Source organism: Haloarchaeobius baliensis, assembly GCF_052060055.1.
In the GTDB taxonomy this organism is placed as follows: domain Archaea; phylum Halobacteriota; class Halobacteria; order Halobacteriales; family Natrialbaceae; genus Haloarchaeobius; species Haloarchaeobius baliensis.
In genome coordinates this window covers 897,271-915,456 of sequence record NZ_JBPPFR010000002.1, presented here as the reverse complement: position 1 = coordinate 915,456, position 18,186 = coordinate 897,271, and the positions used below count along the sequence as shown (strand labels likewise).

Annotated in this window: 24 protein-coding genes; 11 read left to right on the top strand and 13 right to left on the bottom strand. The window is 68.4% G+C overall.

Translation table 11 applies throughout. The annotated features are described in order from the left end of the window. Nucleotides 1-13 precede the first annotated feature (13 nt). Nucleotides 14-562, top strand: coding sequence for a GMP synthase subunit A (locus ACSG06_RS15510; RefSeq protein ID WP_440991181.1), 549 nt, complete (start codon nt 14-16; stop codon nt 560-562). Between the two features lie 12 nt (nt 563-574). Next, the gene (locus ACSG06_RS15505; RefSeq protein WP_440991180.1) at nt 575-2,434 is read left to right on the top strand and encodes a DUF2070 family protein; all 1,860 of its coding nucleotides are present in this window, start codon (nt 575-577) and stop codon (nt 2,432-2,434) included. Here ACSG06_RS15505 and ACSG06_RS15500 read toward each other — a convergent pair. From ACSG06_RS15500 to ACSG06_RS15460, 9 genes are all read right to left on the bottom strand, one after another. After that, entirely contained in the window at nt 2,431-2,676 is a 246-nt protein-coding gene (locus ACSG06_RS15500; protein ID WP_440991179.1) for a DUF3194 domain-containing protein, read from the bottom strand. The genes ACSG06_RS15505 and ACSG06_RS15500 overlap by 4 nt on opposite strands. Before the next feature lie 4 nt (nt 2,677-2,680). Continuing rightward, nucleotides 2,681-3,058 (bottom strand): prefoldin subunit beta, encoded by a 378-nt coding sequence (locus ACSG06_RS15495; RefSeq protein ID WP_440991178.1) that lies wholly within the window; start codon nt 3,056-3,058, stop codon nt 2,681-2,683. 97 nt (nt 3,059-3,155) lie between these two features. After that, entirely contained in the window at nt 3,156-3,410 is a 255-nt protein-coding gene (locus ACSG06_RS15490; RefSeq protein ID WP_440991177.1) for a KEOPS complex subunit Pcc1, read from the bottom strand. Between the two features lie 7 nt (nt 3,411-3,417). Further along, nucleotides 3,418-3,552 carry a DNA-directed RNA polymerase subunit P gene (locus ACSG06_RS15485; RefSeq protein WP_089731296.1) on the bottom strand — a complete coding sequence of 45 codons (135 nt, stop codon included), beginning with the start codon at nt 3,550-3,552 and terminating at the stop codon, nt 3,418-3,420. Beyond that, on the bottom strand, nt 3,549-3,827 hold the full coding sequence (locus tag ACSG06_RS15480) for an eL43 family ribosomal protein (protein WP_440991176.1): 279 nt from the start codon (nt 3,825-3,827) through the stop codon (nt 3,549-3,551). The genes ACSG06_RS15485 and ACSG06_RS15480 overlap by 4 nt, the downstream gene beginning before the upstream one ends. A gap of 56 nt (nt 3,828-3,883) precedes the next feature. Continuing rightward, a complete protein-coding gene (locus tag ACSG06_RS15475; protein WP_440991175.1) occupies nt 3,884-4,603 on the bottom strand; it encodes a DUF2103 domain-containing protein in 720 nt (239 codons plus the stop codon). 177 nt (nt 4,604-4,780) lie between these two features. Next, complete coding sequence (truD, locus tag ACSG06_RS15470) at nt 4,781-6,103, bottom strand: tRNA pseudouridine(13) synthase TruD (RefSeq protein ID WP_440991174.1); 1,323 nt, start codon at nt 6,101-6,103, stop codon at nt 4,781-4,783. Between the two features lie 3 nt (nt 6,104-6,106). Next, the gene (pth2, locus tag ACSG06_RS15465) at nt 6,107-6,445 is read right to left on the bottom strand and encodes a peptidyl-tRNA hydrolase Pth2 (RefSeq protein WP_440991173.1); all 339 of its coding nucleotides are present in this window, start codon (nt 6,443-6,445) and stop codon (nt 6,107-6,109) included. A gap of 35 nt (nt 6,446-6,480) precedes the next feature. Further along, entirely contained in the window at nt 6,481-6,984 is a 504-nt protein-coding gene (locus ACSG06_RS15460) for a hypothetical protein (protein WP_440991172.1), read from the bottom strand. Nucleotides 6,985-7,100: 116 nt separating this feature from the next. Between ACSG06_RS15460 and ACSG06_RS15455 the strand changes: the two genes are divergently transcribed. Both ACSG06_RS15455 and ACSG06_RS15450 read left to right on the top strand, forming a co-directional pair. Then, on the top strand, nt 7,101-7,802 hold the full coding sequence (locus ACSG06_RS15455; protein WP_440991171.1) for a phosphoglycerol geranylgeranyltransferase: 702 nt from the start codon (nt 7,101-7,103) through the stop codon (nt 7,800-7,802). 157 nt (nt 7,803-7,959) lie between these two features. Continuing rightward, nucleotides 7,960-8,409 carry a MaoC/PaaZ C-terminal domain-containing protein gene (locus ACSG06_RS15450; protein WP_440991170.1) on the top strand — a complete coding sequence of 150 codons (450 nt, stop codon included), beginning with the start codon at nt 7,960-7,962 and terminating at the stop codon, nt 8,407-8,409. 147 nt (nt 8,410-8,556) lie between these two features. Here the strand turns inward: ACSG06_RS15450 and ACSG06_RS15445 are convergent, their stop codons facing one another. The 3 genes from ACSG06_RS15445 to ACSG06_RS15435 are packed head-to-tail and all read right to left on the bottom strand — an operon-like array spanning nt 8,557 to nt 11,436. Next, nucleotides 8,557-9,075, bottom strand: a complete 519-nt coding sequence (locus ACSG06_RS15445) for a winged helix-turn-helix domain-containing protein (RefSeq protein ID WP_440991169.1) — start codon at nt 9,073-9,075, stop codon at nt 8,557-8,559. A 10-nt stretch (nt 9,076-9,085) separates the two neighbouring features. Continuing rightward, entirely contained in the window at nt 9,086-9,877 is a 792-nt protein-coding gene (locus tag ACSG06_RS15440; protein ID WP_440991168.1) for an enoyl-CoA hydratase/isomerase family protein, read from the bottom strand. Beyond that, nucleotides 9,874-11,436 (bottom strand): long-chain-fatty-acid--CoA ligase, encoded by a 1,563-nt coding sequence (locus tag ACSG06_RS15435; protein WP_440991167.1) that lies wholly within the window; start codon nt 11,434-11,436, stop codon nt 9,874-9,876. The genes ACSG06_RS15440 and ACSG06_RS15435 overlap by 4 nt, the downstream gene beginning before the upstream one ends. 199 nt (nt 11,437-11,635) lie before the next feature. Between ACSG06_RS15435 and ACSG06_RS15430 the strand changes: the two genes are divergently transcribed. From ACSG06_RS15430 to nth, 7 genes are all read left to right on the top strand, one after another. Beyond that, nucleotides 11,636-12,352 (top strand): hypothetical protein, encoded by a 717-nt coding sequence (locus tag ACSG06_RS15430; RefSeq protein ID WP_440991439.1) that lies wholly within the window; start codon nt 11,636-11,638, stop codon nt 12,350-12,352. Between the two features lie 58 nt (nt 12,353-12,410). Further along, entirely contained in the window at nt 12,411-13,715 is a 1,305-nt protein-coding gene (gene aspS / locus ACSG06_RS15425) for an aspartate--tRNA(Asn) ligase (protein WP_440991166.1), read from the top strand. Nucleotides 13,716-13,914: 199 nt separating this feature from the next. Then, nucleotides 13,915-14,127, top strand: a complete 213-nt coding sequence (locus tag ACSG06_RS15420) for a hypothetical protein (protein WP_440991165.1) — start codon at nt 13,915-13,917, stop codon at nt 14,125-14,127. Between the two features lie 35 nt (nt 14,128-14,162). Next, nucleotides 14,163-14,993, top strand: coding sequence for a pantoate kinase (locus ACSG06_RS15415; protein WP_440991164.1), 831 nt, complete (start codon nt 14,163-14,165; stop codon nt 14,991-14,993). A 58-nt stretch (nt 14,994-15,051) separates the two neighbouring features. Beyond that, nucleotides 15,052-15,390, top strand: a complete 339-nt coding sequence (locus ACSG06_RS15410; protein WP_440991163.1) for a hypothetical protein — start codon at nt 15,052-15,054, stop codon at nt 15,388-15,390. A gap of 33 nt (nt 15,391-15,423) precedes the next feature. Next, nucleotides 15,424-16,176: a 4-phosphopantoate--beta-alanine ligase gene (locus ACSG06_RS15405; protein ID WP_440991162.1), complete on the top strand. Its 753-nt coding sequence runs from the start codon at nt 15,424-15,426 to the stop codon at nt 16,174-16,176. A 783-nt stretch (nt 16,177-16,959) separates the two neighbouring features. Further along, the gene (gene nth / locus ACSG06_RS15400) at nt 16,960-17,643 is read left to right on the top strand and encodes an endonuclease III (RefSeq protein ID WP_440991161.1); all 684 of its coding nucleotides are present in this window, start codon (nt 16,960-16,962) and stop codon (nt 17,641-17,643) included. Nucleotides 17,644-17,646: 3 nt separating this feature from the next. On the opposite strand, the gene ACSG06_RS15395 is transcribed toward nth, so the two are convergent. After that, nucleotides 17,647-18,135, bottom strand: coding sequence for a DUF7321 family protein (locus ACSG06_RS15395; protein ID WP_440991160.1), 489 nt, complete (start codon nt 18,133-18,135; stop codon nt 17,647-17,649). Nucleotides 18,136-18,186 lie beyond the last annotated feature (51 nt).

Here is an 18,186-nt window from a genome sequence, read left to right as displayed (position 1 = left end):
CTACCGGTGGGTAATGACGCGCATCGTCGTGGTGGACAACCACGGGCAGTTCACGCATCTTGAACATCGGGCACTGCGGGACATGGGAGTCGAGAGCGAGGTCGTCGACAACGAGACGCCGCCCGCCGAGGTCGAGGCCGACGGCATCGTCCTCTCCGGCGGTCCCGACATGGACCGGCGCGGGGAGTCGGCGGCGTACCTCGACATGGACGTGCCGGTGCTCGGCATCTGTCTCGGCATGCAGATCATCGCGAAGGAGCTCGGCGGGTCGGTCGGCGCCGGCGACTACGGCGGCTACGCCGACGTGACCGTCGACATCCTCGACGAGGACGACCCGCTCGTCGGCTCGCTCGCCCCGGAGACACGGGTCTGGGCGAGTCACGCCGACGAGGTCAAGGAGGTTCCCGAGGGCTTCACCGTCACCGGGAAGTCCGACGTCTGCGGCGTCGAATCGATGAGCGACCCCGACCGCGACCTCTACGGCGTCCAGTGGCACCCCGAGGTCAGCCACACGGAGGAGGGACAGGAAGTGTTCGAGAACTTCCTCGCGCTGTGTGAGTGACCGGGGGGCACGATGACCACCACCCAGGGTGACCTCGCGAGCCTCTCTCGGTACATCTTCCGCGCCCCGCAGTGGTACACGAGTCTCGCGTTCGCCATGGTGGTCGCGGGCGTCACCGGCGTCGGCGTCTTCGACGACGGCTTCTTCCTCGAGGGGTTCACCCAGGGTATCTTCTTCATCGGCGTCCCGACGGTCGTCGCCACGCTGCTGACGGGGGCGGTCGACCGACGGCTCGGCGGACAGCTCACGGCCAGCCGGTCGTCGCTGCTCGCGCTCTGCTGTGAGATCCTCGTCGTCGTCTTCCTCGCGGTCGGCGGACTCGTCGCGCTCGTCACGGGCCTCGGGCAGAACTTCGTCTTCGACGTACTCTACGCCGGACTCGCCTCCATCTTCGCGCTCCGGCTGCTCGTCGTCGCCGCGGTGTCGGGTCACTCGATCCCCCGGGCGGCCGTCCCGGCGAGCATCCAGACCGTCGCCGCGGCGATGCTCCTGTTCGTCTACAGCGGGACCAGCCGCTACCTCGAGGTCGGCGGGCCACTCGTCCAGGCGTACCTCTCGCGGGCCGAGCACACCGAGATACAGCTCTCGCCCATCGTCCCCGGCGACTTCGTCATCCTCGGGTTCGTCTGCCTGCTGTACGGCTCGGCGGTGTGGCTCTTCCTCGTCATCATCGACCGCCCGTGGAAGCGCAGCCTCGGCGTCTCCGTTCGGGACTTCCTCGGCGGCTTCATCGGCCACATCGCCGAGGACTCCCGCGAGCTCGAGACCTTCTTCGAGGAGCTGGGCGAGGAGGCGCTCGTCCCGGTGACCGTCCTCAGCTTCCGCCGCGAGAACGGCTCGGAGAAGGCACGCACCGTCCTCCCGATGGTCCACCCCGGGCCGATGGGCGAGATCGGCGGCGGGAACCTGCCCGAGCGCGTCGCGCGGTCGACCGAGGGGATGGCGCTCCCACCCCACGCCACCGCCGGCCACGACTTCAACCTCGTCACCGAGCGCGAGGTCGACACCATCGTCGACACCGCCGACGCGGCCAACGACGCGCTCTCCGTCGGCGGCGGTGCGACCCGGAGCATCCGGACCACCTCGGGCGACGCGAAGCTCCTCGCGCAGGCGTTCGGCGACGACATCCTCCTCGTCAACACGCACTCCCCCCGGTTCGCCGACGACGTGGACTACGCGGTCGGGCTCTCGGCCATCGCGGAGGCGCGCTCCGGCGGCTTCGACGACGCCCTGCTGGTCGACGCCCACAACTGCAACAACGGCCTCCGCGGCGACGACCTCGGTCACGTCACCCCCGGGAGCGAGCGCTCGTTCGACATCATGGAGGCCGCACGCAAGGCCGCAGCGGAGCTCCGCGACGCCGAGCGCCACCCGTTCGAGGTCGGCGTGGCCTGGGAGCCGACGGACTGGAAGCCCGCCGACGGCATCGGGCCGCTCGGGGTTCGCGTCGCCTGCGTCGACGTCGCCGGTGAGGTGACGGCGTACGTGCTGATCGACGGGAACAACATGGAGCCCGGCGTCAGAGAACGACTCATCGAGGCACTCCCGGACGCCGTCGCCCGCGCCGAGGTGATGACCACCGACACCCACGTCGTCAACAGGGTCGAGTCGAGCAACCAGGTCGGCGAGGCGCTCGACGTGGACGAACTCGTCGAACTCGTCCACGAGCTCACGGAGCGTGCGCTCGCCGACCGCGAACCGTGCGAGGCCGGGATGGCCTCGGCTCGGGCTCGCGTCACGGTGTTCGGCAACGACAGAACGGAGACGCTGGCGAGCCACGCCAACGCGATGGTGTCGATGGGCGGGGCGCTCGCCGTGTTGTTGACGATGGCCGCGATGGGCCTGAGTGTCGTCGTCTTCCTGCTCTCCTAGGCGTCCTCGAACAGCTCGTCGACGGCCTCCTGGGCCGCGAGCGCAGCCTCGTCGGCGACCGCCTCCGCATCGGCGTCGCCCTCGGGTGCGTTCAGGTAGACGTCGACGTCGAGCACGCCGTCCTCGAACGTGACGGTCACGTCGAGGTCGCGGATGTTCGACTGCTTGTACCGGGCGCGGACGAGGCCTTCGGCCGCCTCCGCGGCCACCTGCACGACCTCCTCGTCCGTCGGGTCGCTCATCCGATTACGCGCCGCCGGCGCCGCCCATGCCGCCGCCCATGCCACCGAGCATGTCCTGGAGCTCCTCCTGGAGCGACTCGAACTGCTCCTGGACGCGCTCCTCCTGCTTCTCGAGGGTCTCGACGCGGATCTCCAGGCTGGAGACCTTGTCGTCGAGCGCCTCGCTGGCCTCGTCGTAGTCGGTGGCGACGAACAGCTCGCCGACCTCGCGGTACATCTGTGTGTCCTCGTCGATGTCGTCGAGCTCGTCGAGCGCCGTCTGGGCCTCGGTGAGCTGCGTCTCGGCCTCCTGCTTCTGGACGGCGACCTGCTGTGCCGTCTCCTGCAGGTCCTGCAGCTCCTCGATCTTCTCCTGTGCTTCCGGCGGCAGATTTCCTTGCATACTCACCCGGTCGGTTTCCGCCCTGAAAAACCCCCGCTTTCCCGCGCGCGAGGAACCGCGACGGTACGCCTCGGTGAAACCACAGGACGCCGTGGCGTCAGCGACCCGTGACGAGCCCGCGTGTGCGTTCGGCCACGCCCACGAGACGTATCCACGTGTTGACGCCGGCCCGCAGTGCGACCCGGTCGTCGGCCGCGACGGTCACCACGACGGTCGACTCGTCGAGTCGAAGGCTGGTGGTGGAGCGGTCGCTCGCTATCTCGCCGACCTCCGGACGGACGCTCTCGGCGACCAGTGTCGCCGTCGCGCCGTCGTCGTACTCGAACTCGAGAACGGTCTCGTTCGCGGGCATCGCCCGCCTACCGCACGTCGACTTCCTTGATGTCCGTGCTACGCTCCTTCAGCAGGACGCGGTGCCCGCAGTAGGGGCAGCGGACGCCACCGTACTCGTCCAGCGTCACGTCACGCTTGCAGCGCGAGCACTTGTAGCTCATTCGTCGTCGTCGTCGCTGTCCTCGGCGAGTGCGGCGCGGATGGAGCGCCGGACGGTCTTGCCTGCGGGCGTCTGGGCGCGGTAGGTGCCACCGGTGAACTTCTCGCCGGTCTCCTCGTTGACCCAGATGCCGGTGCCGACGCGCTTGACGTCGTCGCCGTCGACCTTGGAGTTCCGCATCTCGTCCTCGATCTCCGCGACGCGACGCCGCGAGACACGACCGTAGCGAGCGCCGAATCGGCCGGCACTACCGGTCTTTCCCTTTTTCTTGGCCATGATACCAGTCCGTACCGTCAGCGCGCAAATAAACCTGTTGAGTTGGAACGCCCACGTCAGCCCAGGTCGGCCGTCGTGAGCGCCTCGTTGAGGTCCTCGCGCACCCGTTCGCCCATCTCGCGGTCGCCGGCCGTCGTCACCACGCGGTTCTCCTGCACGCTGGAGCCGTCGCGGATGAGCATCCGCACGTTGCCGTTGCCGTCGGCTCTGGTCACCTTCGCGCCGACGCTCGCCTGCGAGCTCGACCCGCCGGCCTCGATGGGACCCGGGATGACCTTCTTCACGTGGGGGTGCTCCGCGACGGTCCGGATGGCCGTCTGGCCCGTGCGACCCCCGATGAGCGTCGAGTGCGCCCCGCCGATCTTCTCGCGGGGCGCGAGGTCGACGACGTCCAGTCCCGACTCGCCCAGCCCACCGATGGCGGCCGCGACGGGGTCCTCGTCGTCGACGCGGTAGAACTCGTGGTGGAGCTGGGCGCGCGTCTCCCGGACGACCGCGCGGTCGCCAGCGGCGTACACCGTCTCGGGGCGCTTCCGGCGTATCTCGTCCGCAACGCGCCCGGCGAAGTTCCGGAACTCGACGACACCGGTTTCCTCGCCGTCGTCGGGCACCGTCGTCACCGTCGTCTCGCCGACGACCTCCTCGCCGTCGAGCACCGTGACCGTCGCCCGCTCGCGAGCGCAGTCGACGACGACGGCGTCGCAGTTGGCGGTGTGGCAGGTGAGACAGTAGTCTCCCGGCCGTTCGAGTGGCGTCTCACACCGCCTGCAGTCCATGGACGGGCGTAGCCGTCGGCCGGCCTAAAGCCGTGCGGTTCGGTCACCTCGGGGACACGCCCGGCAGCGAGGGTTGAAATACGAGGCCGGGACCACGACCGGCGTGCACTGACCAGCAGCCGTGGACCGCGTAGCGGGTGTGCGACGCGACGGTCCACGCCAGGAGAGCGTCGCCTGTCAGCCAAGTTCGACCGGGTCCACCTTCAGGTACTCGCGCAGCAGGACGGTCGCGTAGGAGCCCTTCGGGAGCGAGAACGAGAACGTCAGGGGCTCTTTCGACACGGCGAGGTCCGTCCCGACGAGCACTGCACGTCTGGTCCCCGTGCTGTGGAACTCGCCGGGCAGGTCGAAGTCCGACTGGGAGAGCGACAGCTCAGCGAGCACGTCGCGCTCGATGTCGCCCTGCTCGCCGTCGGCCAGCTCGGTCTCCGTCCCGACCAGCGGCGCGGTCACGAACGCCCGGCCGCGCTCGCAGTGGCGCGCGACGGTGTCGACGCGCCGCTCGGTCACGCGCTGCTCACGGTCCACGTCCGGCAGCGGGAACTCGTCGGGCGCGTCGGCGTCGGCGAAGCAGACCACGTCGCCCGCCACCGGCTTCGTGAACGGCAGCCCCTGCTCCAGCCGCCGGCTCAGCATCAGGTTGAACGCGTAGGACTGCGCCGCGTGGACGAACAGCCGCTGCAGGTTGTCGGGCAGTGTCTCGATGGCCTCGCGGAAGTCGTCGGGGTCCTCGCCGCCGTTCTCGACGAGCGTGTGGAGCATCGACCGCTCGAAGCGGAGCCGGCCCGGGAACGCGTCGAGAGCGTCCGCCCAGGCCGCACCGTCGTCGACGAGCGTGCGTGCCTCGCGAGTCTCCTCGCGCTCGTCGGGATGGGGGTTGCCGACGTACGTCCGGACCGCGGCCTCCCAGTCGCCCCGGACGATGTCGAGGCCGACCTCGTGCGTGACGGGACGGATGCTGCCGAAGCGCTGCTGCCCGAAGAAGTTGGGCACTGCGACCTCGCCGTCGCCGAACTCGCGTAGCTCCGCGGTCACCCGGTCCGCCGCGTCGGGGTCGTCGGGGTCGGAGACGACGATCTCGAACTCGTTCCCGAGCAGGTCGCCGAACTGGAGCGCGCGTCCGGCGCGGCCGACGATCTCCAGGTCCGCCCGCGAGAGCGACGGCAGGTCGTCGGGAGCGACGTCCTGCAGGGCGAACAGCTGCGTCGACACCGCGCGCTTGTCCTTCGTGCCGGCCCACGAGACCCGCCCTCTGCTCATCCCGAGCTCGTTCGAGAGCCGGTGGACGAAGTCGTTCGTGTCCCAGCCGCGGAGCGTCGCGCGCACGACGAGGTACGGGTAGTCGCCGGTGGGCGAATCGACGGGGTTCGACTCGAAGCGCTCGCGCTCGACGACCCGGAAGTGCTCGTCCTCGGCCCGGAGCCGGCCGCCGACGCCGTCGTCGTCGCTCACGTACTGCTCGATGCCGACGGCCCGTTCGCGTGGATGTGCCTCGCGCATCGCTCAGAACAGCGAGAGGTGGCCGGTCACGCGGTCGACGACCTCGTCCTCGCCGGGGCCGACGGCGAGCGCGGTGACGGTACCGGAGTCGAGCTGCGTGTGGCCCGCGTCCCTGATGATGGCGTGCGGGAGCCGTTCGGACTCGGCCCGGTCGGCGAGCTCGAACAGCTCGGACTCGCCGCTGCCCTTCAGGACGACCTTCTTCTGTCCGGAGCCCTTCCACGCCTTTCGTGTTCGCGAGTCGGCGTCCTCGTACGCGCTGAGCGACGCGTGGGCGACCTGTGCGGCCAGCTTCCCCTGGCCCATCCCGATGTCGGTCCGCGCGACGATGGCCTGTTTCATGTCCGGGTCGAGGGCTGGGGCGAGTAAAACGGTGGCTATCCGTCGGCTGCGCCGCCGAGCAGGTCGTTGTTTCGGATGAACGCCCGGTTCACCGCCTCCGAGTAGCTGAGGAGCGTCAGTAGCCGGTCGTGCGCGTCGGCGTCGTCTGTCCCGCCGGCGACGACGAACACGCCGTGGCGGACCGCGACGTCCATCCCGTAGAACCGACCCTGCTCCCGGATGCGGCTCGCCAGCGCTGTGGCGTCGGACTCGGTCTCCATCCGGAGCGCGGCGACCTCGAAGGTGGTGCCGTCGTCGGCCTCGTAGGTCGCGAGCTGACCGGCGTTCGCGCCGACCGCGCCGCCGGTGGTCCGCAGGCCGACTATTTCGAGTCCCCGTTCCGGGCTGGGGAGGACTGCCCGTGGTGGTGCGTCGTCGTCCGGACGACGGGCGATGGCGCTGGCGGTGTCAGAGCCGGAGCCGCCGGAGAGTTCGGAACAGCCGGCAGCTGCCGTCACGGTGGCGAGACCAGCCAGCCGCAACACCCGTCGTCGTCGCATTCGGAACAGTATCTCTGCCGGCCGGGCTTAACCGTTCGTCCGGTTTCGAGCCCCGAGTCACGCGCCGATTCCACCGTATCGAAGGGGTTTTGGTCGCACGTGGGGTTCGACCGGGTATGAGCGCACCCTGGGAGGACTGGAGCCACATCCTCAAACTCGACCCCGACAAGGACCTCGTCGAGGGGGAGACGTTCGAGGACGTGTGTGCGACGGGTACGGACGCCATCGAGATCGGCGGGACGTTGGGGATGACCGAGGAGAACATGCGCGAGATGATCCAGGCTTGTGCGGACTACGACGTCCCCATCTACCAGGAGCCGTCGAACCCGAGCGTCGTCGTCGACAGCGACGCGCTCGACGGCTACCTCGTGCCGACGGTGTTCAACGCCGGCGACATCTTCTGGGTCACCGGCGCGCACAAGGAGTGGGTCCGCATCGAGGGCGGTCTCGACTGGGACCGCACGACGACGGAGGCGTACATCGTGCTGAACCCCGAGGCGAGTGTCGCGGAGTACACCGAGGCGAACTGCGACCTCACGAGCGACGACGTGGCCGCGTACGCGGAGGTTGCGGAGAAGATGTTCGGCCAGGAGATCGTCTACGTCGAGTACTCGGGGATGCTGGGGGACCCCGAAACGGTGCAGGCGGCCGCGGACGCACTCGAGGAGGCGACGCTGTTCTACGGTGGCGGCATCCACGACTACGAGTCGGCGAACCTGATGGGCCAGCACGCGGACGTGATCGTCGTCGGCGACCTCGTCCACGACGAGGGCGTCGACGCCGTCGCTCGGACCGTCGACGGCGCGAACGACGCCTGAACGGCGGGGGCGACGACCGCCGTTCCAGTTCGATTGGTTCCGGTTCCCGGTGTGAGGCCCCCGGTGGAGTTATGTCGCTCGTGGCTCCAGGCCCGTGCATGAGAGGCGATGTCAGCACGGTGTCGGCACGGGACCGCGAGCAGGGGTTGGAGGGCCGATGAGCTTCGACGCCACGGCGGTCGGTGACGGCCGACGGACCGCCGGCCGGACCATCACCGAGGCCGACCTCGTGAACTTCGCGGGCGTCAGCGGCGACTTCAACCACCTCCACACAGACGCCGAACGGATGCAGGCGTCGGAGTACGGCGAGCGCATCGCCCACGGCGCGCTCGTCTTCTCCATCGCGACGGGTCTGCTCTGGCAGGAGCGCGCCGGTGGCGGCGACGGGTCGAGTTCCGATGTCGTCGCGTTCTACGGGGTCGACCGGCTCCGTTTCCGCGGCCCGACGTTCGTCGGCGACACCGTCCACGTCGAGACCGAGGTCGTCGACATGGAGGAGCGCCCCGACCATCCCGAGGCCGCCGGCGTGGTGCGGGAGGAGGCCGAGGTCGTGGATCAGGACGGGACAGTCGTGCTGTCGTGCGAACTGCTCGCGCTCGTTCGGTGACTGGCCTGCGACGATAGTCGGTCAACAGGACGGCGCGCGGAGCGCCCGTGAGCTGCGCTCTCACTGCGGGCCTTACTGGCTGTTCTCGGCCACGGAAAACGACCACAGAAGAGGAGTACCGACACGCGAACCGGATAGTCGTCCTCCTCAACTCTCCTCGTCCAGCGCCTCGAAGATCTCGGGGTCGGTCCCGAACTTGAGCACGTTGTGGACGACGGAGTTCCGCAGGTTCGAGACGACCTTGCCGTGGCGCTTGTAGAACTCGTGGATCCAGCGGGACTCGGCCTCGCGCGAGGCGAACATCATGACGGACTTCCACTGGTACTCCCCGTCCGAGAGGAAGTAGAACAGCGTGTTCTCGCTGTCGCGGATGTACGCCATGGCGTCGCGCCACTCGTCGGCGAAGTGCTCGGGGTCTAACTTGAACTCGAACAGGCCGAAGAGGAAGTACTCCTCGTTGGGGATGACCGCCTCGCGGAACACACCCTGCTCGCGCATCTTGCGGATGGTCTCGCTGACGGTGACGTGGGACACCTCGATCCCGTGTTCGGACTCGAGGATGTCCGTCAGCTCGCGCGAGGACCGCTGCGGGTTCGCCGCGAGCTCGCGCAGGATGACCACGTCGCGCTCCGTGAACGTCCACTCGGGGGCGTCGTCGTCTGACATGGCGGTCCCGTCAGGACCCCTCGAACTCGGGCTCGCGGCTCTCGACGAAGGCGGTGACGCCCTCGGCGTGGTCGTCGGTGTCGAAGCAGAGCCCCTGGGCGGTGGCCTCGGCGACCATCGCCTCGTCGACGGTCCGGCGGAGCCCCTCGTCGATGAGCCGCTTGGAGTGTCTGAGCGCGACGGTCGGCCCCGTGGCGATGCGCTCGACGAACGTCTCGACCTGCTCGTCGAACTCGTCGGCGTCGTAGACGTGGTTGACGAGCCCGAGCTCGTGTGCGCGGTCCGCACCGAGGACCGCACCGGTGAACACCAGCTCCTTGGCGACGTTGGTGCCGACCACGCGCGGCAGCAGGTACGAGGTGCCGGCGTCGACGGCCAGCCCGACCTCGCGGAAGACGAAGCCGATGGCCGCGTCCTCGTTGGCGAGCTGCACGTCGCAGGCGGTGGCGAGGTTCGCGCCGGCACCGACCGCCGGGCCGTCGACCTTCGCGACGGTGGGCAGCGGGAAGGCGACGACGCGTGCCATCGTCTCGCTCGTGGTCTTCTCGAGGGTGCGCACGCTCTCGTCCAGTGGCACCGCGCCCGTCGCGGTCTGGGACATCAGCTCGACGTCGCCGCCGGCCGAGAACGCGTCGCCTGCGCCCTCGATGACGACACAGCGGGCGTCGCTCTCCTCGACCTCGTCGAGCGCGTCGCGCAGGCCTGCCGACATGGCCAGCGAGAACGCGTTCCTGCGGTCGGGCTCGTTCAGCGTGATGGTGGCCACACCGTCCTCGATGTCGACGAGGACGGCGTCGCTCATTCGTCGGCCTCCCGCAGCTCGAACTTCTGGACCTTGCCCGTCGTTGTCCGCGGCAGCTCGTCGACGAACGCCACCTCGCGCGGGTGCTTGTACTCCGCGAGGCGCTCGAGGCAGTAGTCACGCACCTCTTCGGCGGTGAGTTCGGAGTCGGGCGTCTTCACGACGAACGCCTTCACGGTCTCCCCGCGGCGCTCGTCGGGGATGCCGACGACGGCCGCCTCGGCGATGTCGGGGTGTTCGAAGAGGAGCTCCTCGACCTCGCGCGGGTAGACGTTGTAGCCGCCCGTGACGATCATGTGCTTCTCGCGGTCGACGACGTAGTAGAAGCCGTCCGCGTCGTGGTAGCCGATGTCGCCGGTGTGGAACCAGCGTTTGCCATCGGCCTCGGTGAACACATCCTCGTTGGCGTCGGGCAGCCCGTAGTAGCCCTGCATGACGTTCGGGCCGCTGATAACGAGTTCGCCCGTGATCTCGTCGAGGTCCACCTCCTCCTCGTCGACCGGCCCCTCGTCGACGGGCGCGACCTCCGCGAACTCCTCGTCGACGACGCGGCAGTCGACGCCCGGCAGCGTCTTGCCGATGCTGCCGACGCGGCGACCCTTCTCGGGGCTGTTGAAGTGGGTGACCGGGCTGGTCTCGGTGAGCCCGTAGCCCTCGTAGATCTTCGCGGGCGAGTACAGCTCCTCGAACCGGCGGAGCACCTCCGCGGGGATGCCGGAGCCGCCGACGCCACAGAGCCGGGCCGACGAGAAGTCGAACTCCTCGGCGTTCGGCTGGTTGATGACGTCGTTGTACATCGCGGGGACGCCGTGCATTATCGTCAGCTCCTCTGCGGCGAACAGTTCCATCGCCTGCTGGGCGTCCCACGACGGGAGCGGGTAGTACGCCCCGCCGCTGAACAGCGTCGCGTTCATCACGACGGTCATCCCGTAGATGTGGAACAGCGGGAGCACGCCGAGCGCCTTGTCGGTCGTCTGGATGCCGTCCGGGATGAGCGAGGCTGCCATCTCCGCGTTCGACCGGAGGTTCTCGTGGGTCAGCAGCACGCCCTTCGGCTGACCCGTGGTGCCGGACGTGTAGGGCTGGACGGCCACGTCGTCGCCGTCGCGGTCCACGATGTCCGGTGCGTCAGGCGCGAGGAACTCGCGGAACGCGGTCGCGTCCTCGTGCCCGCCGATGGCGACGACCTCCTCGACGTCGGTGTCGTCCTGCACCTCGCTGACGAACGGGACGAGGTCGCCGATGGTCACCACCACCTTCGCGCCGCTGTCCCCGAGAAGGTGGCTGATCTCCCGGGTCTTGTACTGCGGGTTGATGGGGACGACGATGCCGCCGGCCCGGAGCGTCCCGTGGAACGCGACCACGAACTGTGGCAGGTTCGGGAGGTAGATCCCCACCCTGTCGCCCGGCTCGATACCGGCCTCCTGCAGCCCGGCGGCGAACTGCCCTACCTGCCCCCAGAACTCCTCGTAGCTGCTGTCCTGGCCGTCGTAGTGCAGTGCCGTCGTCTCCGGATGTGTCGAGACCGTATCGGCGACCTCTGTGACAAGATTTGCCATGGCTCGTCTTGCCTAAGGCGGCATTCCCTCTAAAATCTTGGCGTGGCGGACACGACTGTTAGTCCGAGACCGCTCGTGGATTAACGATGGTAACGACGAGGCCCCGTCGACGGCACGGGTATCACTGGAACAACACTTTTGGCGCCGGGAGACGACACCGTCTCGCATGGCCGAGACGGTTCGGGGGACGATTCGAGGGATGGGGTCGAGGGCGAATCCGGCGTTCGCGACCGGCGCCGTCGTGCTGCCGGTGCTCGCGCTCGCGCTGGCAGCCACGGTCGGCACGCGCGAGCAGCACACCTACGTCCACGTGATGGCAGGGGTGCTGTGGACCGGCGTCGACCTGTTCATGGCGATGGTGCTCGGCCCCGTTCTGGGTGGGCTCGCCGTCGACGCCCGGTCGGCGGTGTTCGAACGCTTCACGCCGAAGATGACGTTCCTCATGCCGTCGCTCGCGCTCGTCACCATCGCTGGCGGCATCACGCTCGCACTGCGGGTGCAGGTGTTCCCGAACGCACAGCCCTGGCTCGCGCTCTTCACCGCGTTCACGCTCCTGCCCGCGCTCCTGAGCATCGGCTGGCAGTTCGACGCGTTCCGCGACCGTCGCTGGCTCGTCGCGTTCGGGCTCGCACTCGTCGTGAGCGTCGGCTACCTCGCGACGACGCTGCCCGCCTTCGAGATGACGAGCCACGTCATCGCGGTCGCGCTCGTCATCGTCACCGTCCTCAGCGTGATGGGCTTCGGCATTCTCCTGCCCGGCGAGGTGAAGATGTACCGCGAGATGACGTCCGCGAACCCCGACACCGAGGTCATCAGCCGCATCGGGATGCGCAACGCGAAGCTCAGCGGCATCCAGGGCGTGTTCCAGCTCGCCGTCATCGCCAGCATGGTCTCCCTCAGGTACGGTGGATTCTGAGCCGCGACCGCCGACCGAAAAGACGGTGTTTAAGGCTACCCCTCCGGAAACCGGTGGTATGGAGAACCGAACGTACACCGCGGACGCCGAGCCGGGCGACCACGTCACCGTCGCCGGCTGGGTCCACGAGATCCGCGACCTCGGTGGCATCGCCTTCCTCATCCTCCGGGACAAGACGGGGAAGATCCAGATCAAGTTCGAGAAAGAGGAGATGGACGACGACCTCGTCGAGGCCGGACTCGACGCCTCCCGCGAGAGCGTCGTCAGCGTCACCGGCACCGTCGACGAGGAGCCGCGCGCCCCCACGGGCGTCGAGGTCACACCCGACGGCTTCGAGGTCATCGCACCCGCCGACCCCGAGCTCCCGCTCGACCCCTCCGGCAAGGTCGACGCCGAGCTCCCGACCCGGCTGGACAACCGCACGCTCGACCTCCGCAAGCCCGACGTCAAGGCCGTCTTCGAGATCCGCGCCGAGGTCCTGCGCGCGGTCCGCGAGCAGTTCCGCGACGACGGCTGCACCGAGATCAACACGCCGAAGATCGTCGCCACGGGGACCGAGGGCGGCACCGAGCTGTTCCCCATCTCCTACTTCGGCGAGGAGGCGTTCATGAACCAGAGCCCGCAGCTGTTCAAGCAGCTCATGGCCGGCTCCGGGCTGGAGAAGGTGTTCGAGATCGGCCCCATCTTCCGCGCCGAGGAGCACAACACGCCCCGGCACCTGAACGAGGCGACCTCCATCGACTTCGAGGGCGCCTTCCACGACCACACCGAGGCGATGGACGTCGTCGAGGGCATCGTGAAGGCCGCCTACGAGGCCGTCGCGGAGAACTGCCAGGAACAGCTCGAACTCCTCGACCTCGAAGACGAGTTCGAGGCCCCCAGCGGCGACTTCCCGCGGCTCACCTACGAGGAGGCCCTCGACCGCATCAACGCGACCGGCGAACTCGACGAGATGCTCGTCTACGGCGACGACCTCTCGACGGAGGCCGAGCGCGTCCTCGGCGAGGAGGTCGGCGAGCACTACTTCATCGTCGACTGGCCCAGCGAGATCAAGCCGTTCTACATCAAGGACTACGACGACGACGCGGAGACCTCGACCGGCTTCGACCTCATGCACCCGCGCATGGAGCTCGTCTCGGGCGGCCAGCGCGAACACCGCTACGAGGAGCTCGTCGCCGGCTTCGAGCAGCAGGGCCTCGACCCCGACGAGTTCGAGTACTACACGAAGATGTTCAAGTACGGCATGCCCCCGCACGCCGGCTGGGGCCTCGGCGGCGAGCGCCTCGTCATGACGATGCTCGGGCTGGACAACATCCGCGAGGCCGTTCTGTTCCCACGAGATAGACAGCGGCTGAGCCCCTAGGCGAAGCCGCATCTGTCGAGGGGGAGCAGGGAGCAAATCTTCGATTTGCGACCGTGTTCCCGCGAGACAGACAGCGGCTGAGTCCGTAGGACGAAGACCTGGCGAGTTCGACGGCGGCCACGGGACCGCCGTTCTGTCGTTATTTCTTCCAGAAACATCTCACAAAAATACTTTGTAGTAGCTTCGAGAGTGTGAAAATATGTCCGGGACCGCCCTCCTGTTCGGGCTCGCCATCTTCGTCGCGCTGTGCTGGGGCTGTGTCGCCGCGTGGGTCTGCTACGACTCCGACTACCACGGCCGGCCAGCCGCCGCCGGGCTGACGTTCGCCGTCTTCCTCACCGGCCCGCCGGGGCTGCTGGCGTACCTGACCTTCCTGAGCCCGGCCGCGACAGAGGCCGACTGGCCGAGATGAAAACGGATTAAGGCACCCGTCGCGGAGGGTGTGGCATGACCGAGGAGGCACGGGCGTTCGTTCCGGGACACATCACGGGCTTCTTCAGCGCACACCCGGACGAGTCCGACCCGACGAAGGCCGGCTCCACGGGTGCCGGGCTGACACTGACCGACGGCGTCGAGGTGACGGTCCAGCGAGGGAACGGACCGTCCCTGATGCTGAACGGCGACGCGGTCGAGGTGGAGGCGGTCGACCGGGTCCTCGACGCGCTCTCGGCACCCGCCGTCGTCGCGGCCGAGACCGACCTCCCGCTCGGTGCCGGGTTCGGCGTCTCCGGGGCGCTCGCGCTCGGGACCGCGCTGGCGACGAACCGCGTCTACCGACGGAAGCTCTCCGAGAACGAACTCGTGACCATCGCTCACGGCGCGGACGTGCAGGCCGAATCGGGCCTCGGCGACGTGGTCGCCCAGGCACGCGGCGGTGTCCCCATCCGGCTGGAGCCGGGTGGGCCACAGGACAACCACCTCGACGGCATCCCCGCTCGGGCACGTGTCGAGTACCTCTCGCTGGGCGAACTCTCCACCGAGGAGGTGCTGTCCGGGGACACGGAACTGCTCTCCGAGGCTGGCACACGCGCGCTCTCCCGGGTCGTCGAGGAGCCGACACTCGCGAGCTTCGTCCACGCGTCGCGCCGGTTCGCCCGCGAGGCAGAGCTACTCACACCGGACGTGACCGAGGTCATCCAGGACGTACTCGCCGCCGACGGGCAGGCCTCAATGGCGATGCTCGGCGAGACCGTGTTCGCGCTCGGGACCGGGCTCTCGGATGCGGGCTACGACCCGTCGGTGTGTGCCACCCACCCCGCCGGTGCGATGCTGCGATGACCGGCGCCGACCGACCGGGACCGACGCGCTTTCCTGCACCGCGGACCGAGTTCGGGCGATGACCGACCAGCGCACGCCCGCTCCCGTGGTCGTCGCCATCTTCGCGACGGCCCTGCTCGCGTTCGCGCTCGGGGCGTTCGGGTTCCTGAACGCACCGACCCCCATCCAGTCCGTGCCGTTGTTCATCGTCGCACTCCTGCTGCTCGGCCTCGCCAGAGTCACCGCACTGGGCCGGCCAGCGGGCCGGGTCGCGCTCCTGCTGGTCCTGGCCCCCGTCGTCGGCCTCTCGACGTTCGGCGCCGCCCTCACCGGCGACCCGGCGTTCCTCGTCGGCACCGGCCTCGGCGGTGTGGCGTTCGTCTCGCTGGCCGTCACCGGCGAACACTTCGAATCCTGAGTGTTTTTGCCCATCGGGCGCGGACCGCCACGCATGAGCGAACACGTCGACGTGCCCGCGGACCACCCCCGGTACGAGTCACTGCTGACCCGACACCGCATCGAGGCTGGCGTCGACAAGGGCATCACGAGCCGTCAGGGCCTCATCGCGCAGGGCCGCGGCGAGGCGTTCGACTACCTGCTCGGTGAACGCACGACGCCGTCGGCCGACGAGGCCGAGCGCGTCGCCACCGCCCACCTCCTGCTCGCCGATCATGCCGTGCTCTCCGTCAACGGCAACGTCGCCGCGCTCGCCCCCCGAGAGACGGTCGAACTCGCCGAGGCCACCGGCGCGGACATCGAGGTGAACCTGTTCAACCGCACCGAGGAGCGGATGCAGGCCATCGTCGACCACCTCCGCGAGCACGGCGCGGGCGAGGTGAAGGGCCTGAATGCCGACGCGCGCATCCCCGGGCTCTCCCACGAGCGCGGGAAGGTCGACTCGGACGGCATCCACGACGCCGACGTGGTGCTCGTCCCGCTGGAGGACGGCGACCGCGCCGAGGCGCTCGCCGACATGGGGAAGATCGAGCTCGTCGTCGACCTCAACCCCGGCTCGCGGTCGGCCCGTTCGGCCACCGTGCCCATCGTCGACAACATCGTTCGCGCGCTGCCGAACATGACGGAACACGCCCGGGAGCTGGCCGACGCGGACGAGGCGACGCTGCGGGGGATCGTCGAGAACTTCGACGCCGAGAAGGCACTGGACGACGCCGAACGCGAGATCCGGTCGGGCAGCTTCGAGTAGGGTGCTGGCGGTCCGTTTTCAATGCTCCCTGACCAACCGGGTGGCGCGCGGCTGTCTCGGAATCGCTTGCGATTCCGATGGCCAGTGAGAGCTTGCTCTCACCCTGGCGAGACCGCGAGCGGTGCGCGGGGCGAGCGCCAGCGAGTCCCGCGATGCGAACGGGGAGCCTGCGACCCGTGAGCGCAGCGAACGTGTCGAGCCATCCGCGCGAGGGACGAGAAGCGTGGTTCGAGAGAGCGAAGCTCTCTCGTCATTGCCGGACTACGTCCGGCTGGCAGCCAGAGATCGGAGATCTCTGGCCACATCACGAAAGACGCCTCCGGCGTCTTTCGAACGACAGCGCCAGCGAGCATCGGTCACGAAACGCTTGCGTTTCGTGAGCCCGCCGGAAATCTCTGATTTCCGGAGATGTGGCCAGAAAGCGGAGCTTTCTGGCTGCTAACCGGAAACCGGAGGTTTCCGGTGATGCAGGAGGCTGGGGAGGCGTGAGGTGCGGTTGCGGTGCGGTGCGTGGTGGGACTGAAAGGGGCGAGGTGCTCAGCGAAGCCGGCCGAAGCAAGCGACGCGAGAGCGAAGCTCTCGCTAGTCTGAGCGCGTAGCGCTCAGGCACCGCAGGGACGAGGAGTGCAGCGAGGCCCGGGAGCTGAGCACCTCGGGGCTTTCTGGCTGTTCTCGTTTCCAGAGATTCCCACGAGAGAGGGAGCCTTCTGGCAGTTGGAGCTCACAGAATACACTCATAGCCGGAACCGAATCGCTGAAACGCCAGCCCTCGAACACGAGCACATGGGAACCCCACTGGAACCGCGGTCGGCGCAGGCCGAGGAAGTGGTCGAACGACTGGAGGAAGAGTATCCGGATTCGACCATCTCGCTGCGGTTCTCGAACCGGCTGGAGCTGCTCGTCGCGGTCGTGCTCTCGGCGCAGTGCACCGACGAGCGCGTCAACGAGGTCACCGAGGAGCTGTTCGAGAAGTACCAGAGCGCGGCGGACTACGCGGCGGCGACCGAGGAGGAACTGGCGGAGGACATCTACGGCATCACCTTCCACAACAACAAGGGCGGCTACCTCAAGGGGATCGGCGAGATACTGGTCGAAGAACACGACGCCGAGGTGCCGGATTCGATGTCGGCACTCACCGACCTGCCCGGCGTCGGGCGCAAGACGGCGAACGTCGTGCTCCAGCACGGCCACGACATCGTCGAGGGCATCGTCGTCGATACGCACGTCCAGCGACTCTCCCGCCGGCTCGGGCTGACCGAGGCGGAACGCCCGGAGACCATCGAGCCGGCCCTGCAGGAAATCGTCCCCGAGGAGAAGTGGCAGGAGTTCACCCACCTGCTCATCGACCACGGGCGGGCGGTCTGTGGGGCGCGCTCGGCAGACTGCGACGCCTGCGTGCTCGCGGACATCTGCCCGTCCGAGCAGGGCGACTCGCCGGTGGACCTCGCGTCGGGCGAGCCCTGGTGACGGTTAGAAGATCTGGTAGAGGACGACGTAGCGCATGATGCCGACGACGTAGGCCAGTATCCAGAAGATGACGTAGCCGAAGACGCCGACGCGGAGGCGGAACCGCCACGCGGGCATGTTCTCGTGTATCTCGTCGAGCGCGATGTCCGGGTCGGGGTCGGCGTAGAGGTTGAGTCGGCGCTTGGCCTGGAGGATGTGGTAGATTCCGGTGAGGGCAAAGAGCAGGAGGGCGTACGCCTGCAGACCGAGGAACGAGTGCAGGGCTGCCAGCCCGCCGAACTGCTGCTCGTTGATGAGCCGGGGGCCCATCCAGAGGACCACCGGCAGGGTGTTCAGCGTTAGCCCGACCACGATGAACTTCAGGTGATAGACGAGGACGTCCCACGTGACGACCTCGGTGTCGATCATGATCCACGCGCCGTAGAGGTAGAAGGGGAAGCTCGCGGAGACCATGGTCAGCGCGAGCGTGGCGACGGTGAGGTCCTCGACCATACCCGGTCCTCGGGTTCCCGCCGCGTTAAAGGGTCGGAATCCGGTCCGGGA

What these genes read in the sequence shown, in the direction of transcription:
- ACSG06_RS15455 (WP_440991171.1), top strand. Translation starts at nt 7,101, where the DNA reads ATGAGCGCACCCTGGGAGGACTGGAGCCACATCCTCAAACTCGACCCC.
- aspS (WP_440991166.1), top strand. Translation starts at nt 12,411, where the DNA reads ATGGAGAACCGAACGTACACCGCGGACGCCGAGCCGGGCGACCACGTC.
- ACSG06_RS15460 (WP_440991172.1), bottom strand. Translation starts at nt 6,984, where the DNA reads ATGCGACGACGACGGGTGTTGCGGCTGGCTGGTCTCGCCACCGTGACG.
- ACSG06_RS15410 (WP_440991163.1), top strand. Translation starts at nt 15,052, where the DNA reads ATGACCGACCAGCGCACGCCCGCTCCCGTGGTCGTCGCCATCTTCGCG.
- ACSG06_RS15500 (WP_440991179.1), bottom strand. Translation starts at nt 2,676, where the DNA reads ATGAGCGACCCGACGGACGAGGAGGTCGTGCAGGTGGCCGCGGAGGCG.
- ACSG06_RS15405 (WP_440991162.1), top strand. Translation starts at nt 15,424, where the DNA reads ATGAGCGAACACGTCGACGTGCCCGCGGACCACCCCCGGTACGAGTCA.
- ACSG06_RS15475 (WP_440991175.1), bottom strand. Translation starts at nt 4,603, where the DNA reads ATGGACTGCAGGCGGTGTGAGACGCCACTCGAACGGCCGGGAGACTAC.
- ACSG06_RS15505 (WP_440991180.1), top strand. Translation starts at nt 575, where the DNA reads ATGACCACCACCCAGGGTGACCTCGCGAGCCTCTCTCGGTACATCTTC.
- ACSG06_RS15395 (WP_440991160.1), bottom strand. Translation starts at nt 18,135, where the DNA reads ATGGTCGAGGACCTCACCGTCGCCACGCTCGCGCTGACCATGGTCTCC.
- ACSG06_RS15430 (WP_440991439.1), top strand. Translation starts at nt 11,636, where the DNA reads ATGGGGTCGAGGGCGAATCCGGCGTTCGCGACCGGCGCCGTCGTGCTG.
- ACSG06_RS15445 (WP_440991169.1), bottom strand. Translation starts at nt 9,075, where the DNA reads ATGTCAGACGACGACGCCCCCGAGTGGACGTTCACGGAGCGCGACGTG.
- ACSG06_RS15420 (WP_440991165.1), top strand. Translation starts at nt 13,915, where the DNA reads ATGTCCGGGACCGCCCTCCTGTTCGGGCTCGCCATCTTCGTCGCGCTG.
- nth (WP_440991161.1), top strand. Translation starts at nt 16,960, where the DNA reads ATGGGAACCCCACTGGAACCGCGGTCGGCGCAGGCCGAGGAAGTGGTC.
- ACSG06_RS15490 (WP_440991177.1), bottom strand. Translation starts at nt 3,410, where the DNA reads ATGCCCGCGAACGAGACCGTTCTCGAGTTCGAGTACGACGACGGCGCG.
- pth2 (WP_440991173.1), bottom strand. Translation starts at nt 6,445, where the DNA reads ATGAAACAGGCCATCGTCGCGCGGACCGACATCGGGATGGGCCAGGGG.
- ACSG06_RS15485 (WP_089731296.1), bottom strand. Translation starts at nt 3,552, where the DNA reads ATGAGCTACAAGTGCTCGCGCTGCAAGCGTGACGTGACGCTGGACGAG.
- ACSG06_RS15480 (WP_440991176.1), bottom strand. Translation starts at nt 3,827, where the DNA reads ATGGCCAAGAAAAAGGGAAAGACCGGTAGTGCCGGCCGATTCGGCGCT.
- ACSG06_RS15440 (WP_440991168.1), bottom strand. Translation starts at nt 9,877, where the DNA reads ATGAGCGACGCCGTCCTCGTCGACATCGAGGACGGTGTGGCCACCATC.
- ACSG06_RS15450 (WP_440991170.1), top strand. Translation starts at nt 7,960, where the DNA reads ATGAGCTTCGACGCCACGGCGGTCGGTGACGGCCGACGGACCGCCGGC.
- truD (WP_440991174.1), bottom strand. Translation starts at nt 6,103, where the DNA reads ATGCGCGAGGCACATCCACGCGAACGGGCCGTCGGCATCGAGCAGTAC.
- ACSG06_RS15510 (WP_440991181.1), top strand. Translation starts at nt 14, where the DNA reads ATGACGCGCATCGTCGTGGTGGACAACCACGGGCAGTTCACGCATCTT.
- ACSG06_RS15435 (WP_440991167.1), bottom strand. Translation starts at nt 11,436, where the DNA reads ATGGCAAATCTTGTCACAGAGGTCGCCGATACGGTCTCGACACATCCG.
- ACSG06_RS15415 (WP_440991164.1), top strand. Translation starts at nt 14,163, where the DNA reads ATGACCGAGGAGGCACGGGCGTTCGTTCCGGGACACATCACGGGCTTC.
- ACSG06_RS15495 (WP_440991178.1), bottom strand. Translation starts at nt 3,058, where the DNA reads ATGCAAGGAAATCTGCCGCCGGAAGCACAGGAGAAGATCGAGGAGCTG.